This window comes from Sphingomicrobium sp. XHP0239 (genome assembly GCF_039555325.1).
GTDB classification, from domain to species: Bacteria; Pseudomonadota; Alphaproteobacteria; order Sphingomonadales; family Sphingomonadaceae; genus Sphingomicrobium; species Sphingomicrobium maritimum.
Genome location: NZ_CP154608.1, coordinates 409,544 through 423,628, shown reverse-complemented (window position 1 = coordinate 423,628; position 14,085 = coordinate 409,544). Strand labels below are relative to the sequence as shown.

17 protein-coding genes and 1 tRNA gene are annotated in these 14,085 nt (G+C 63.5%); 7 read left to right on the top strand and 11 right to left on the bottom strand.

The window, feature by feature from the left end:
• Positions 1-4: 4 nt before the first annotated feature.
• The 3 genes from WJT74_RS02135 to WJT74_RS02125 all read left to right on the top strand — a co-directional run bounded on the left by WJT74_RS02135 (position 5) and on the right by WJT74_RS02125 (position 2,368).
• Positions 5-454: a hypothetical protein gene (locus WJT74_RS02135; protein ID WP_343346294.1), complete on the top strand. Its 450-nt coding sequence runs from the start codon at positions 5-7 to the stop codon at positions 452-454.
• Positions 455-464: 10 nt separating this feature from the next.
• The gene (locus WJT74_RS02130; protein ID WP_343346291.1) at positions 465-722 is read left to right on the top strand and encodes an ATP synthase F1 subunit epsilon; all 258 of its coding nucleotides are present in this window, start codon (positions 465-467) and stop codon (positions 720-722) included.
• A 143-nt stretch (positions 723-865) separates the two neighbouring features.
• Entirely contained in the window at positions 866-2,368 is a 1,503-nt protein-coding gene (locus WJT74_RS02125; protein ID WP_343346289.1) for a CpaF family protein, read from the top strand.
• A 4-nt stretch (positions 2,369-2,372) separates the two neighbouring features.
• Here WJT74_RS02125 and WJT74_RS02120 read toward each other — a convergent pair whose 3' ends face one another.
• The 5 genes from WJT74_RS02120 to WJT74_RS02100 form a co-directional block, all read right to left on the bottom strand.
• The gene (locus WJT74_RS02120) at positions 2,373-3,701 is read right to left on the bottom strand and encodes a tetratricopeptide repeat protein (RefSeq protein ID WP_343346286.1); all 1,329 of its coding nucleotides are present in this window, start codon (positions 3,699-3,701) and stop codon (positions 2,373-2,375) included.
• A 78-nt stretch (positions 3,702-3,779) separates the two neighbouring features.
• On the bottom strand, positions 3,780-4,487 hold the full coding sequence (locus WJT74_RS02115; protein ID WP_343346283.1) for a DUF4331 family protein: 708 nt from the start codon (positions 4,485-4,487) through the stop codon (positions 3,780-3,782).
• Positions 4,487-5,158 carry a DUF4331 family protein gene (locus WJT74_RS02110; protein ID WP_343346280.1) on the bottom strand — a complete coding sequence of 224 codons (672 nt, stop codon included), beginning with the start codon at positions 5,156-5,158 and terminating at the stop codon, positions 4,487-4,489. Before WJT74_RS02110 ends, WJT74_RS02115 begins: the two co-directional genes overlap by 1 nt.
• Positions 5,159-5,359: 201 nt before the next feature.
• Positions 5,360-6,484, bottom strand: coding sequence for a glycosyltransferase family 4 protein (locus WJT74_RS02105; protein WP_343346277.1), 1,125 nt, complete (start codon positions 6,482-6,484; stop codon positions 5,360-5,362).
• Positions 6,481-7,341, bottom strand: a complete 861-nt coding sequence (locus tag WJT74_RS02100) for a UDP-2,3-diacylglucosamine diphosphatase (RefSeq protein WP_343348253.1) — start codon at positions 7,339-7,341, stop codon at positions 6,481-6,483. The genes WJT74_RS02105 and WJT74_RS02100 overlap by 4 nt, the downstream gene beginning before the upstream one ends.
• Positions 7,342-7,586: 245 nt before the next feature.
• Between WJT74_RS02100 and WJT74_RS02095 the strand changes: the two genes are divergently transcribed.
• Positions 7,587-8,417 carry a class I SAM-dependent methyltransferase gene (locus WJT74_RS02095; RefSeq protein WP_343346275.1) on the top strand — a complete coding sequence of 277 codons (831 nt, stop codon included), beginning with the start codon at positions 7,587-7,589 and terminating at the stop codon, positions 8,415-8,417.
• Positions 8,418-8,678: 261 nt separating this feature from the next.
• A complete protein-coding gene (locus tag WJT74_RS02090) occupies positions 8,679-9,053 on the top strand; it encodes a response regulator (RefSeq protein WP_343346272.1) in 375 nt (124 codons plus the stop codon).
• Positions 9,054-9,065: 12 nt separating this feature from the next.
• Here the strand turns inward: WJT74_RS02090 and WJT74_RS02085 are convergent, their stop codons facing one another.
• The 5 genes from WJT74_RS02085 to cpdR form a co-directional block, all read right to left on the bottom strand.
• A complete protein-coding gene (locus WJT74_RS02085) occupies positions 9,066-9,503 on the bottom strand; it encodes a DUF6691 family protein (protein WP_343346270.1) in 438 nt (145 codons plus the stop codon).
• On the bottom strand, positions 9,500-9,949 hold the full coding sequence (locus WJT74_RS02080; protein ID WP_343346268.1) for a YeeE/YedE family protein: 450 nt from the start codon (positions 9,947-9,949) through the stop codon (positions 9,500-9,502). The genes WJT74_RS02085 and WJT74_RS02080 overlap by 4 nt, the downstream gene beginning before the upstream one ends.
• Positions 9,946-10,887: an MBL fold metallo-hydrolase gene (locus WJT74_RS02075; protein ID WP_343346267.1), complete on the bottom strand. Its 942-nt coding sequence runs from the start codon at positions 10,885-10,887 to the stop codon at positions 9,946-9,948. The genes WJT74_RS02080 and WJT74_RS02075 overlap by 4 nt, the downstream gene beginning before the upstream one ends.
• A gap of 139 nt (positions 10,888-11,026) precedes the next feature.
• Positions 11,027-11,101, bottom strand: a tRNA-Val gene (locus WJT74_RS02070).
• Positions 11,102-11,180: 79 nt separating this feature from the next.
• Entirely contained in the window at positions 11,181-11,558 is a 378-nt protein-coding gene (gene cpdR / locus WJT74_RS02065; protein WP_343346266.1) for a cell cycle two-component system response regulator CpdR, read from the bottom strand.
• A 93-nt stretch (positions 11,559-11,651) separates the two neighbouring features.
• Between cpdR and WJT74_RS02060 the strand changes: the two genes are divergently transcribed.
• A complete protein-coding gene (locus tag WJT74_RS02060) occupies positions 11,652-12,494 on the top strand; it encodes an N-formylglutamate amidohydrolase (protein ID WP_343346264.1) in 843 nt (280 codons plus the stop codon).
• Positions 12,495-12,570: 76 nt separating this feature from the next.
• Here WJT74_RS02060 and WJT74_RS02055 read toward each other — a convergent pair whose 3' ends face one another.
• Positions 12,571-13,365 carry a SapC family protein gene (locus WJT74_RS02055; RefSeq protein WP_343346261.1) on the bottom strand — a complete coding sequence of 265 codons (795 nt, stop codon included), beginning with the start codon at positions 13,363-13,365 and terminating at the stop codon, positions 12,571-12,573.
• A 210-nt stretch (positions 13,366-13,575) separates the two neighbouring features.
• Here WJT74_RS02055 and WJT74_RS02050 point away from each other — a divergent pair, with 210 nt between their 5' ends.
• Positions 13,576-14,031 carry a hypothetical protein gene (locus WJT74_RS02050; RefSeq protein WP_343346259.1) on the top strand — a complete coding sequence of 152 codons (456 nt, stop codon included), beginning with the start codon at positions 13,576-13,578 and terminating at the stop codon, positions 14,029-14,031.
• The last annotated feature ends 54 nt before the right edge of the window (positions 14,032-14,085 follow it).

Sequence of the window (14,085 nt, the reverse complement as noted above, 5' to 3'; positions counted from 1 at the left end):
CACGATGGCGCCGGGGCAGGTCGATACACTGCGCCGGCGCCTCGCCCTAGCAGGCATTGTCGTCTTCCTCGTCATTTCGGGCTTCGACATCCATCAAGCGCGCGTGTCGTGGTGGCAGGCCTTGAACGCGGGGTTTGCGACGGTAGCGCAGGACGCGCTCGGGCAACCGCCTCGCCCGCTGTGGCTGTACGGTTTTGCCTTCCCGTTCGTCGCGGCGAACTTCTTCTGCCTCGTGCAGATGGCGCGGGGAAAGACGGCGAGGCTGTTCTGGCCTTTCGTCATCACCGCCGGAATGATCGCGATCATGCCGCTGTTCGGCAGCCAGGGCGCGATCATGCGACCGACGCTGGCAGACGCACTCAGTTTCATCGGCTACGGGATCGGCGGCGCGCTCGCCCTGTTCTTGTGGCTGGACAGAAACGACAATTTCGCTAGAGACACCGCCAAGCAATAAGGACCCATCCATGGCGCTCAAATTCGAACTCGTGACCCCCGAAAAGCTCGTCCGTTCCGACGATGTCCATATGGTCGTCGTTCCGGGCGTCGAGGGTGATTTCGGCGTGATGGAAGGCCACGCGCCTTTCATGACGACGCTCAAGGACGGCGCGCTCGACATCTATACCACCGCCGGCGCCGCACCCGAACGGGTCACCGTGTCCGGCGGGTTTGCCGAAGTCGGCAACAATGGTCTCACCGTTCTCGCGGAGTCCGTCGAAGCCTGACGCTGCGTCGCGCGGAGCGAACGAACGGCTTCCCCTGCCCTCACGGCAGCGGGAGGCCTTTTCATTATCGTATTAGCCTTTTCTAAAAGTTTGCGTGCCATTCACCATTCCCGACAAGCGAGCCAGATTACGGGGAATGGGGTATGAACGCCTTCGGCAAACGCGGTAATTCATCGGGCCCGCGCCCGAGCTTCGGGGTGGCGCGCCCGATGAAGGGTGGCCCGTCCAGCGGCTCGAAATCATCCGAAGAGCAGAACGACGACGCCCCGCCCGAGATCGAGACGATCTCTTCCGGCTCCGATCAGGCCGCAAGCCTGTCGGCGATGGACAAGCTCAACAAGCGGATGAACTCCGAGGAGCAGGAAAAGGACACGGCCGAGGGCTTCGAGGCATCGGTCAACAAGATCAAGGACCAGGTTCTCCCCCGCCTGCTCGAACGTGTCGATCCCGAGGCTGCCGCAACGCTCGGCAAGGACGAATTGGCCGAGGAATTCCGCCCGATCATCTCCGAAGTGCTCGGGGAATTGAAGATCACGCTCAACCGGCGCGAGCAATTCGCGCTCGAGAAGGTGCTGGTCGACGAATTGCTGGGATTGGGTCCGCTCGAGGAATTGCTGTCCGACCCCGCGATTTCGGACATCATGGTCAACGGCCCAGACCAGACGTTCGTCGAGCGCAAGGGCAAGCTGACCCTGTCGAAGATCCAGTTCCGCGACGAGGAGCATCTCTTCCAGATCGCGCAGCGGATCGTGAACCAGGTCGGCCGCCGTGTCGACCAGACCACGCCGCTTGCCGACGCCCGCCTGAAGGACGGAAGCCGCGTTAACGTGATCATCCCGCCGCTGTCGCTCAAGGGCACGGCGATCTCGATTCGTAAGTTCTCCGACAAGCCGATCACGATTGACATGATGCGCGGCTTTGGATCGATGTCCGAAAAGATGGCCACCGTGCTGAAGATTGCGGGCGCGTGCCGTATGAACATCGTCATCTCGGGCGGTACGGGTTCGGGCAAGACGACGATGCTCAACGCGCTGTCGAAGATGATCGACCCGGGCGAACGCGTGATCACCATCGAGGATGCGGCCGAGCTTCGGCTTCAGCAGCCGCACTGGTTGCCGCTGGAAACGCGACCGGCGAACCTCGAAGGGCAAGGCGCGATCCACATTCGCGACCTCGTCATCAACGCGCTGCGTATGCGCCCCGACCGCATCATCCTGGGCGAAATCCGCGGGCAGGAATGTTTCGACCTGCTGGCCGCAATGAACACGGGTCACGATGGCTCGATGGCCACGCTCCACTCCAACTCGCCCCGCGAATGTCTCGCGCGTATGGAAAACATGGTGATGATGGGCGACATCAAGATCCCCAAGGACGCCATTTCACGACAGATCGCCGATTCGGTCGATCTCATCGTGCAGGTGAAGCGCCTACGCGACGGCTCGCGTCGGACGACCAACATCACCGAGGTCATCGGGATGGAAGGCGACGTGATCGTCACGCAGGAACTGTTCAAGTTCGAATATCATGATGAGACGCCCGACGGGAAAATCATCGGCGAATATGCGAGCATGGGCCTTCGCCCCTACACGCTCGACAAGGCCAAGCAGTTCGGGTTCGACCAGCCGTTCCTCGAGGCGTGCCTGTAGCGTCCTAGTGGTTTCCGAAGGCGAGAAACTCGCCGCCGTCGGCAAAGGCCATCCGATCGAAGTCCTCGGCGCGGCGCCGCGCTTCGCGAACGCAGTCGCGATCGTTCATCGCTTCGCACGCATCGGCCATCGCGACATATTGCTCGGTCGAACGCCAGCCGCTGTCGTGGACTTGCTGTAGCCACTTGCGCGCGTCTTCGGGTCGGCCCGCCGCGATCAACGCGCGGCCCATGCCCACCTTGGCATCGCCATAAGGCCGCGCGGCGTGGTTGGCGCGCGCTGCGGCCAGCGCCGCATCCATATCCCCCGCCCCGATCGCTCCGTCGAGGACGTGGTCTGCGAAGGCTTCAGGATAGGCCTCTGCCTGCTCGGCAAACATCGTTTCGGCCCGGCGCGTCAATCGCTCCGCTTCTGCCCTTTTTCCTTGCGCCTCGAGAACGGTGGCGAAGGCGGCCATCACGCTCGGCTCCTGATGGTCGGCGAGGATCGCACGATAGCGGCGCTCGGCCGTCGCAAGATCGCCCCTTGCCGCATCGAGCTGAGCAAGGTGCGCCTCGGTGAGCCAGTAGCCCGGCCAAGCTTCGTCCGCGCGTTCGAAATAGTCGCGCGCCTCGTCCCACTGTCCGCGCTTCAGATGAGCGCCGCCGGCATAAAGCAGCAACGTCGAGGCAAGCTCGGGCGAGACCCGGTCCGATACCGACGCTGCGCGGTCGAAGGCTGCAAGCGATGCGTCCAGATCGCCCATCCGCTGGTGCCAGTTCGCCAGCCGGACATATTGTCCGGGATGCGGGTCGAGATAGATCGCGGAATCGTAGAGCGTCTTCGCGTCCGCATAGTCGCCGCGATAGAAAGCGATATCGCCGCGCATCGCCATGACTTCGGCGCGTTCGGTCGCACGAAGTCGCACGGGACGCGCCTCAATGGTGTCGAGCGCGATTTCGGCTTCGTCGAGCCGGTGCATCGCCAGCGCGAGGATGGCGCGGGAACGTTGCGGCCCGCTCATGTCGGGGGCCAGCGCCATGGCCTGCGTCAGTTGACGGTAGGCACGGTCCATTCCGGAAAAGCTGCCGTCGAGCTTGGCATGACTGAACCGCGCCATCGCTTCATGCTCCCGCGCGAGCCAGCTGTCGTCCTGGCGTTCGCGGTGGGCAACGGTCCGTTCGAGTTCGATCTGCCGCTCGGCGAGACCCGCGTCGAAATTACGCGCGCCATAGCCGTTGGCTTCGAGACTGGAGAGTTGGTGAACGACCGGCTGTCGGGTCGCCATCAATAGAAGGCCGAGCACGACGAGCGCGACGGTGGCCAACAGAAGATAGCGAATGGATGCAGCCATGGGATCGTCTCCAGCTATTGTTCAGAAAGAGAATGGGGAGGACGGAACACTCCCGCCCTCCCCTAAGCCGATTGGCCGTTAGGAGCCGGCAGGGACCGCGCAGGGCTGGAAGCCCAGCGAGGTAAGGTCGTCCGCCAACGCGTTCGTCAGATCGGTCAGGACCATCGCGATCTCCGGTACGAACTCGCCCGTCGCATCGATCGCCGGATTGGCGTCGTTATACGGGACCTTCGTATCCGTCGGAATCAGCGCCGTCGAAACCGCGGGCATCCCCATGCGATCGACACGGTCGTAGGCACTGTCGGCCTGCGTGTTGAACGAAAAGCCCGAACCACTGGTATCGGCCCGCGGAGGCATTCCCTGTGCATTCGCAAGGAACGGGAAGCTGCCTCGGAACGAAACGTCGTTCGCCGGCGGGTTGAGCGGCAGCTCGAAGAAGGCCGTCGGATCATGCGTCATCAAATCGAGGAAGATGACGGCCAGAGTGACGTCGATCACGGGATCCGGCAGCGCACGACCGTTCGGGAAGCCCGAAGGCGCCGAGAAGTTGATCGTCAGCGTGTCCGGAACGACCGCCTCGGCCACGGTGAGGCCCGTGCCGGGAATTTCTTGCTCGAGGCAGGGGGTCACGTCGAAACCGGTGGGTTGAGGACCGGGTCCGGGATCGGGCTGCGGCGGCACGACGACGACATCTTCATTGTCGTCGCTGTCCGAACAGGCGGCGAGGCCCCCGATCAGCATCAACGGAACGAGCGTCCGGGCGGCGATGGAAAATGGGTTTTTCATTAGAGATTCCCTCCAAGGCGCAGCGTTTCGGACCAGATGTCCACGAGATTGTCGTCGTTCTCGATCCGATCACGCGGAATTTCGATGACGACGGCGGTGATGTTTTGCCCCGCGAAGAAATCGCGGTCGCTGTCGAAGGACAGTGTCCCGGTATCACGCGTTTCCCGGAAGCCCTGAAGGTCGAAGAAGAAGGGATCGTCGAAGAGACCCGCGCGGACCCTCACGCCATCCTTGCTGAGATCGGTTTCCACGGGACCGATGATGTCGCCATCCACTCCTGGCAGGTTCGCCACGCGGACGCCGAACTGATTACCGGCCTGGCTCGCATCCTCGCCGAACTGGATCAGGATGGGGATGTTGGTTTCAGTGCGCGGCTCATCATTGGAAACGTTGAGATAGTAGCGCACATCCGGATCGTACGTCGCCGGCTGGTTCGTCGGCGCCGGTCCGGCGAAGGTCAGGATCATGACGACGTTTTCGTCATCGAAGAAGGTGTAGATGTCAGCGATGTCGGCCGCCCGGTCGGGCGTGTCGTCGACACTGGGGTCGGTCCGCTGCGGTGGATCGAGGTGATCGGCCGCGATGAGCGGCACTTCGGCGAAGTTGAACGCCAGAGCCAGCGCGCCCAATGCCGCTCCCCCGCCGATCACTCCCTTGGTGAGTTTCTTCATGAGGAGAAGCCCCTTCAGATCCGAGCGGGATTGCCCGAAAGCCCTGCAGCCTAAGAAAATATTATTGAACGTCAATGCGTTGAACGAAAAATTAATATCATTAAACCATGAAACACCTCGGGACTTCGCGCGTTCGCGCGCGACTGGGGAGTGGGTTCTAGAACCGTCACAGACGACTTCTCATTCGCCCGACAAGGAATGCTACGCCGCGGCCCTCGATGCCGTCTGCGCGTGCGATCGCCATCCTTTCGGGCTCGGCTGGGCGCGTGACTCGGCAGATGACGATCCGTCGACGGGGACCAGCGCCGCCAGAAAGCGGCGCGTGCACGCGGACCACGCATATCGTCTCGCCTCCGCCACGCAATCGGCGGCGTTCGCGCGGAGTGCATGGTGGATCGCCGCGCCGAGCCGTTCATCGAGTGATCCGATGATACGGCGCCCGTCGTGGATACCGGTGCCCTCCGGACCCACGATGTCGATCGGACCGCGGACCGGAAAGGCGGCGACGGGGGTACCGCAGGCCAGTGCCTCGATCATCACCAGCCCGAAAGTGTCCGATCTGCTGGGAAAGACGAAGACGTCGGCGCCGCAATAGAGGCTGGCGAGTTCCTCGCCGTGCTTGGGGCCAAGAAAATGGCACTGGGGATAGCGGCGAGACAGCATCTCAAGGTCAGGGCCTCCGCCCACGACGACTGTCGAACCGCGCTGCGGAAGATCGAGCAGAGCCTCGAGGTTCTTTTCCACCGCCACGCGCCCGACGTAGAGGCGTAGGGGACGCGGCAGGCCCGCCAGCGCCGGGTGCGGCGCGTGCCCTGGGTGAAACAGGCTGGTATCGACCCCGAGGGGCCAGCGTTCGACGCGGGGGATACCCCGCTCGACCAGTTCGCGCCCCAGCCGCTCGGTCGCCACCATCGTCCGTGCAGCGGCGGAATGAAACCGCGCAACGCTCGGCCAGATCCAGTCCGCGCTCAGCCAGCTGCGCATCGCGACATAGTCGGGAAGGCGCGTGTGGAAGCTGGTGGTGAAGGCCATGCCGTGCCGCCGGCAATAGCGCCGCACCTTGCGACCCAGCGGCCCTTCGGTCGCGATATGCACGTGGGTCAGCCGATGGCGGATCGTATCCAGCCGCTTCGCAATCGTACGGTATCGCACCATCGCCAATCGGATTTCCGGATAGGTCGGACAGGGAATGGTCCGATAGCCATCGGGCGACAGGATTTCGACGGTATGACCCGCAGCCCGCAGTTCGCGCGCCGTCATGTCGAGCGCGCGAACGACCCCGTTCACCTGCGGGTGCCAGGCATCGGTGACGATCAGAATGGTCACGCGGCAGGTTCGCTTTCCGCGATGCCGGGCGCCGTCGTGCGCTCGCGCACCTGATCGGAGAGTGCAGCCTTTTCATCCGCCCAGTGAAGCAGCGACAGGTGGCCGTCGAAATCCTCCACCAGCGCCGTGCAGCTTTCGACCCAATCTCCATCGTTGTGATAGGTGATCGCCCCGATCTGACGGATCTCGGCGTGATGGATATGTCCGCAAACTACCCCGTCGACCCCGCGCTCGAGGGCGGCCTCGGCGACCACCGTTTCGAACTGGCCGATATAGGTGACCGCATTCTTCACCTTGAGCTTGAGATAGGCGGACAGGGACCAATAGGGCTTGCCGAACAACCGCCGCGCACGATTGACCCAGATGTTGGCCTTGAGCAGCACCGAATAGGCATGGTCGCCCAAGTAGGCGAGCCACTTGTGATACTTCACGACGCCGTCGAAACGGTCGCCGTGCAGTACCCACAGCTTTCGACCGTCGGCGGTGACGTGAATCTCTTCCTCGGCCAGTTCGATCCCGCCCATCGACAGGCCGATATAGTCGCGAAACAGCTCGTCGTGGTTTCCGGGGATGAACACGACCCGCGTGCCGCCCTGCGCATGCTTCAGGACGGTACGGACGACGTCGTTGTGGCGCGGCGGCCAATACCAGCCCTTCTTCAGTCTCCAGCCGTCGATGATGTCGCCGACGAGATACAGTGTGTCGCAGTCTACCGAACGGAGAAAATCATGAAGCAACTCGGCATTGCATCCCGGCGTCCCCAGATGCGTGTCTGAAATGAAAACGGTGCGGTAGCGGCGCCGGGGCCGGAAGCTCTCGGGAGACCTTGCCGCCTCGTCGAGCCAGCTCGCGAACATCGCACCGCCGCGCTCCACTAACCGGTCCGAACCTGCTCTGCCCATCGTCTTGCCTCCCGCCGCTTCGGGCATATCCTAACGGAGGGAGGCGACATGCCTGCTTCTCCGGCGTGCCGATTGGGTTTCGATTTCGGTACAGATCGACGACAGCGTCATCGGCATCGGGACCCGCACGGACCGCAGGGATATTCGGGGCGATGCCGCGCGTTCGCCCCCCGACGATTTCCATCGCCAGGAGAATATTCATGCGGAAAACCATCATTGCCACCCTCGCCCTGCCCGCCGTCGCGCTGACCGCCTGCGCCAACTACGGCACCGGCGACATCGCCCGCACGGCCGGACAGGCGGTTCTCGTCGATCTCATTCGGGACGCTGTCGGGCTCGGCCTTCGCGACGACGCCTTTGTGGCGCGCGACCAGTATCGCAATCCCGTCGAGACGCTCGCCTTCTTCGGTGTGCAGCCCGACGATACGGTCGTCGAGGTTTGGCCGGGCGGCGGCTATTATACCCAGATCCTGGCGCCCTATCTGACACAAGGCGGCGGAAGCTACTGGCCAGTGGCGAGCGAGCGCGGGCTGAACGGCGTTCGGACCTTCGCCAGCGACAATCCGGCCTACGCATCGACCATCAACTACGCCGCTTTCCCGGCGCGCGCAGGTGACACGATGGTACCCGCAGGGGCGGCCGACGTGGTTCTCACTTTCCGCAACGTCCATAACTGGCAGATGGGCGACGCGCCTTTCGGCGACGACGCCTTCCGCCAGATGTACGCGATGCTCCGCCCGGGCGGCACGCTGGGTGTGGTTGAGCACCGGCTGCCCGAAACGGCCGACAGCGCGCTCGAGCGCACGTCGGGATACATGAAGACCTCGAGTGTCCGCAGGCTCGCCGAGGCCGCGGGCTTCGAATATGTCGGCTCCAGCGAGATCAACGCCAATCCCAACGATACCGCGGATTATCCGCAGGGCGTCTGGACCCTTCCCCCCACGCTGCGTCTCGGCGACACCGACCGGGCCCGGTACATGGCGATCGGCGAAAGCGACCGCATGACGCTCAAGTTCCGCAAACCGGTCTGATTGGTTGCGAATGGACGCGGTGCCTAATGAGGGGCGCCGCGTCCTCTTTCTCGCGACGTCTGCGCGCGGTGCCGACCCGTCGCGGGTTGGCGGTTCGGCGGCGATCCGGTGGCCACAGCGCTCTCGTATGTGGCCCCGTTGTGTCCCGCTCTATTTTCGGCGCCGATTGAGTCGGAACCTCGACAACCGCCCCGACATTATGTGATCAGTCCGGCGCGATATTCTTTCGTGCCGCCGCGTCTATCAAAGGGGTGTACCGAGTTGAGCGAAGAAAAACAGGGCAATGGCGCCCGCATTCTTGTCGTGGAGGACAGTCCGGTCGTCTCTCTGAAGACCGAGGACTTGCTGACCGATGCGGGCTATTTCGTGGTCGGTCCGGCTTACGACATGCCGGCGGCGCTCGATCTTGGCGGACGCGAACAGATCGACGGAGCGATCGTCGACCTCAACATCCGGGGCGAGAAAATCTTTCCGGTCCTCGGCGTGCTTAAGGAGCGCGGCATCCCCTTCGTCATCACGTCGGGCTACGCCGACTGGTCGATGCCGGAAGAATGGCAGGACCGTCCGCGCCTTCAGAAACCGGTCGAGGGCGAGCAACTGCTCAAGGCTCTGCGCAGGGTAATTCCCGCGAAGTAGAGGGGGCAGCTTTTACGCAGCCTGGTTTCGCGGTGTCATTGAGCGCCGCGGAAGGTCGTGCAACGCCATCCCGACGAGCATCGCCACGACGAAAAAAGCGACTTGGGCGAAGTTCACGCCGAGGGAAGCGATCGCCGGGCCGGGGCAGAGCCCTGACAACCCCCATCCCGTTCCAAACAGTGCGGCCCCGCCGATCAGCCGTCCGTCCAGCTTCGTCGTGTCCGGCAGATGAAATTGCGCGGCGGCGATGGGCGCCTCGCGCCTTTTCTGGACGGCCCAGGCGATGGCCATGACGCACGAGGCCCCGCCCATCACGAATGCTAGCGTCGGGTCCCACGCGCCGAAGAGGTCGAGGAAACCGCGCACGCGGAGCGGATCGAGCATTCCCGAAACGGCCAGACCTGCGCCGAAAAGGATACCGGCAAGGGCCGTCAGCGCCTGCGCCCTCACGACCAGCCTCCGCCCATCGCATTCACGACTGCGACGGTCGCGACACCAGACGCGATGAAGGTCAGCGTCGCGACGATGGAACGGCGCGACATCCGGCTCATGCCACATACGCCGTGACCCGAAGTGCACCCCGACCCCATCCGCGTTCCAAAACCGACAAGAAGCCCGCCAAGAAGGAAAGGCAGGATGGCGTCGGGAAAGCGCGCCATGATCGGCCCCTTGAAAAGCTGGACCAGCAACGCGCCGATCACCAGGCCTCCGACGAACAGCCAGGAGAGCGAGCGCGGCATGCCGCCGTCCGAAAGTCCGATCGCGCGGGCGGTTACGCCGCTCACGCCCGCGATACGGCCAATGCCCAAGAGCATGATCGCTGCGGCGAGGCCGATCATTACACCGCCGAGGAGTCCCTCCAGCGGCATGGCGTCGGGAAATCCGGGAAGGGTCACTGCCCGTCTTCCAGCGACACGTTGATCGGGATCTTGATATAGCTCACGCCATTGTCTTCGGGGTCGGGCAGACGCCCGCCGCGGATGTTCACCTGCACGCTCGGCATGATCAGTTCGGGCATCGACAGTGTCCTGTCGCGGGTCGTGCGCATGTCCACGAATTCGTCCTCGCTTACACCGTCATGGACATGGACGTTCTCGTCACGCTGCTGGCCTACCGTGGTCTCCCACGCGTAATCTTCCCGTCCCGGCGCCTTGTAGTCGTGACACAGGAAGATGCGCGTCGCGCGCGGTAGTTTGAGCAACCGCCGGATCGACCGATAAAGTTCGCGTGCGTCGCCCCCCGGAAAATCCGTTCGCGCGGTTCCGAAATCGGGCATGAAGATCGTATCCCCGACAAAGGCCGCGTCCCCGACGACATACGCCATGTCGGCAGGAGTATGACCGGGCACATGCAATGCGACGGCATCGAGGTCGCCGATCGCGAACCGCTCCCCGTCCTCGAACAGGTGGTCGAACTGCGACCCGTCCCGTTCGAAGTCGGTGCCGGCGTTGAAGATCTTGCCGAACACGTCTTGGACACGAACGATGTCGCGACCGATCGCCAGCTTGCCGCCGAGCCGCTGCTGAAGAAACGGCGCCGCCGAGATATGATCGGCATGGGCATGCGTCTCCATCACCCAGTCGACGCCGATCGCCTTCTTCCCGACATAATCCTCGATCAGCCCCGCCGACCGCGTCTCGGTCCGCCCCGAGGCTGCGTCATAGTCGAGCACGCTGTCGATGATCGCGCCGCGCATCGTGGCGGCGTCGTGCACGACATAACTGACGGTATTGGTGGCCTCGTCAAAAAAACCCGCGATCGTCGGGCGCCTGGCCTCGTCGACCAATGCCGCCTCGATGACTCGTGCGGCGACGGACAGGGCTTCATCGTTCATGGGATCGCTCTCCTCGCCACCGAACCTAGTCGCGTGGCCGGCCCGATCAAGCCTTTGCGAAAGGTGCATTTTCGCCGCCGATCATCGATCGACAGCGGCGAGCAAGTCTTTGTCAGGAATTGCGACACCGGGGGGAGAATGGTGGGCGTGGCAAGGATTGAACTTGCGACCCCTACGATGTCAACATAGTGCTCTACCACTGAGCTACACGCCCATGCTGGAGGCGCCGTTTACGGACCGTCGCCGTACTTGCCAACCCCTAAAATTCGGCGGCTCGTATTGCTCCCGCGGCGTCAGAGACGCCCGTGCTGGTCCTCGGTCTGGAACATGCGATCGACTTCGGCGACCAGGTCCTTGAGATGGAAGGGCTTGGACAGCAACTTCGCCTCGGGCGCGGTCCGTCCCGCCTCCAACGCGACCGCCGCGAAGCCGGTAATGAACATCACACGGATATCGGGGTCGATGGCGCTGGCCTTCTGCGCCAACTCGATCCCGTCCATTTCAGGCATTACGATATCGGTCAGGAGAAGATCGAACTTCTCGCTTTCCAGGTGCGGGACCGCGTCGGTTCCGCATCCCACGCTCGTCACCTCGTATCCGACGCGTTGCAGAGCGCGCGAGAGATAATCGCGCATCGAGGTGTCGTCTTCTGCGAGGAGGATTCTGGACATACAGTCTTTATGCGTCGAAAACGGGCGAGGTTCCAGTCCGCAACGCTTCCCTTCGTCGCACTGTACCAACGTGATACGGTTCCGATCGAAACCATGTTCGACTTCGCCCTCCCTCCACCGACTGTCATCGCGCCGACGAGGGTGGGGCCGGTCATCGTGTCGGTCCCGCATTCGGGGCGCGAAATTCCCGCCGAGCTGGCGCGGGCGGCGCGCGGCGGAGACCGATCGATCGAGCGGCTCGCCGATCCGTATGTCGATTTTCTCGTCGAGCCGCTTTTGGACGAGGGACATGGAGCGGTCATCGCCCGTGCACCCCGCGCCGCGATCGACGTCAACCGCTCTGTGGATGCCTGCGACCCACAGGTTCATCTCGACGCCGCTCCGCCCCCCGCCGACAGCAAGGCGGCTCGGGGGCTCGGCATTGTCATCGGACGCGGCGTCGACGGCAAACCTCTGTGGCGCGACAAGCTTCCGGACGATGCCTTCGAACGCTGGCTCGACAGCGCATGGCATCCCTACCACCGCGCACTTGAAGACTTGATCGACCGGACGCGCGCCCGACACGGTGTTGCTATCCTCCTCGACTGTCACTCGATGCCGCCGCTCAGCGCGCGCGGTCCGTTCGTCGTCATCGGCGACCGGTTCGGTCAGAGCGCCGCTCCGTGGGTAAGCGGCGTCGTCGAAGCGCTCCTCGAGGATCGCGCGCTGCCCCATGCCACCAATCGGCCCTATGCGGGCGGAGAAATTGCGGCCGCGCACGGCCGCCCGGCCGACAATGTCCACGTCCTCCAGATCGAGATCGACCGGTCGCTCTATCTCGACCGCAACCTGCGGCGACCCGGCGCGGGGATCGGCAGGATCCAATCGCTGCTGACCGCAATGGCCGCGCGGCTGGAGGACGCCGCGCAGAGCGAGACGCTACGCGCCGCCGAATGAAAAGAGGCCCCGCCGACGATGCGGCGAGGCCTCTAGTCCTCCAACGATAACGCCGAACGAACGGCGGCAGCGTGTCTTACTTCTTGTCGTCGCCGCTCATTTCGGTCTGCGACACCGGACCCTTGCCGGCACGAACCTGGCGCGAGAAGAGTTCGCGGATGTTGCCGAGCGAGAAGAGGTGCGCGATCAGAACCGAGAGCATGCCGCTCTGGTTCATCTTGCGCAGCTGGTCGCCCTTCAGCTCGCGGAACTTCTCTTCGTTGACCATGCGGAAACCGCGATAGACGTAGGGCTTCTCCATGCCCTGCGGCTGGATCGAGACTTCGCCGTCCATCAGAATGTCCATCTTCTTCAGTTCTTCGATGAACGCGCCAGTGCGCTGCGCCGAGGCTTCGAACTGTTCGCAGAACTGCAGGATATCCTTGGTGCGCGAAGACGGCTCGTCGTTCTCGAAGATGGGCTGACCGTCCTTGTCCTCGCTGACGAGGTCGGACGTCGGATCGATGCACAGCGACAATTCTTCGCTGTCCTGCTTCAAGCGTGCGAGCATGAACGGGTAGCGACGCAGATAGGCCGGCAGATAGGTGTTCTTGTCGGTCAGTTCGCCGTTGTCGTCGAAGAAGGCATTGACCCCCTCGTTGAGACCCATCAGCGCGATCGGCAGCATGTTCTCGCCCGACGTGAAGACGATCGGGAAAGTGCGCTGAAGCAGCGGAATTTCCTCGACCGTGACCGGGACCGCGTGCGTGTTCGCGGCGAACGGCATGCTCGTCATGTTCTTGTAGTAGAGGTTGCCGTGCTTTTCCTTGGTGATCGGCTCGAGGCCGCTATACAGGACGGGCAGCACCCCTTTTTCCGGGTTGGTCGCCATTGAAATCGTCTCCTAAGGTGTTGATAGGTCGAGGGGGCGGCGCGTCGAAAATCGCACCGGAAACCTCCGACCGGGAAAGCGAAGGCCCGCCATTACTCAAGCGTCCGGAGACATTCAAGCGTTCCCTGCTCCGCCCACGCGCAGCCCGATAAATTCATTTGCGGTTCAAGGCCGCCATGTCAGTCGGCCAGTCATCATGGAATGTGCGTCTTGATCCTTCTGGGCCTCAGCATCGCCCCGCTCATCGCGCTTGCCAACGCCCAAGGGTTGGCGAGCGACAATAGCGTCGCGCCGCAGCAGGCCGACGCTAGGGTACGCCGGGTCATCATCCGCAACCAGCTCGTCATTCGCATTCCCGTGCGGCCGCGCCGGGCGGGGACCACGCGTTTCACGCTCGAGGATGGACCGCGATGCCTCGACAGCGAGGACATCGTCGGCGCACGGATTGCGGGCAGCCGCTCGATCGACTTCCTGATGCGCGACAAGGGCATGATGCGGATGACGACGGACCGCGACTGCCCCAGCCTCGACTTCTACGGCGGTTTCTACGTCCATCCGGACGACGAACGCCTGTGCGCCCGGCGCGACGCGATCCGGACCCGCATGGGCTCGTCCTGCCGGATCGAGACTTTCCAGCAGTTGCGCCCCGTCCCGGCGCAACGCTAGATTCCTTGACCTTGCCCGGGATAGCGGGCAGTGGGTCGCCACGTATCGTGCGCG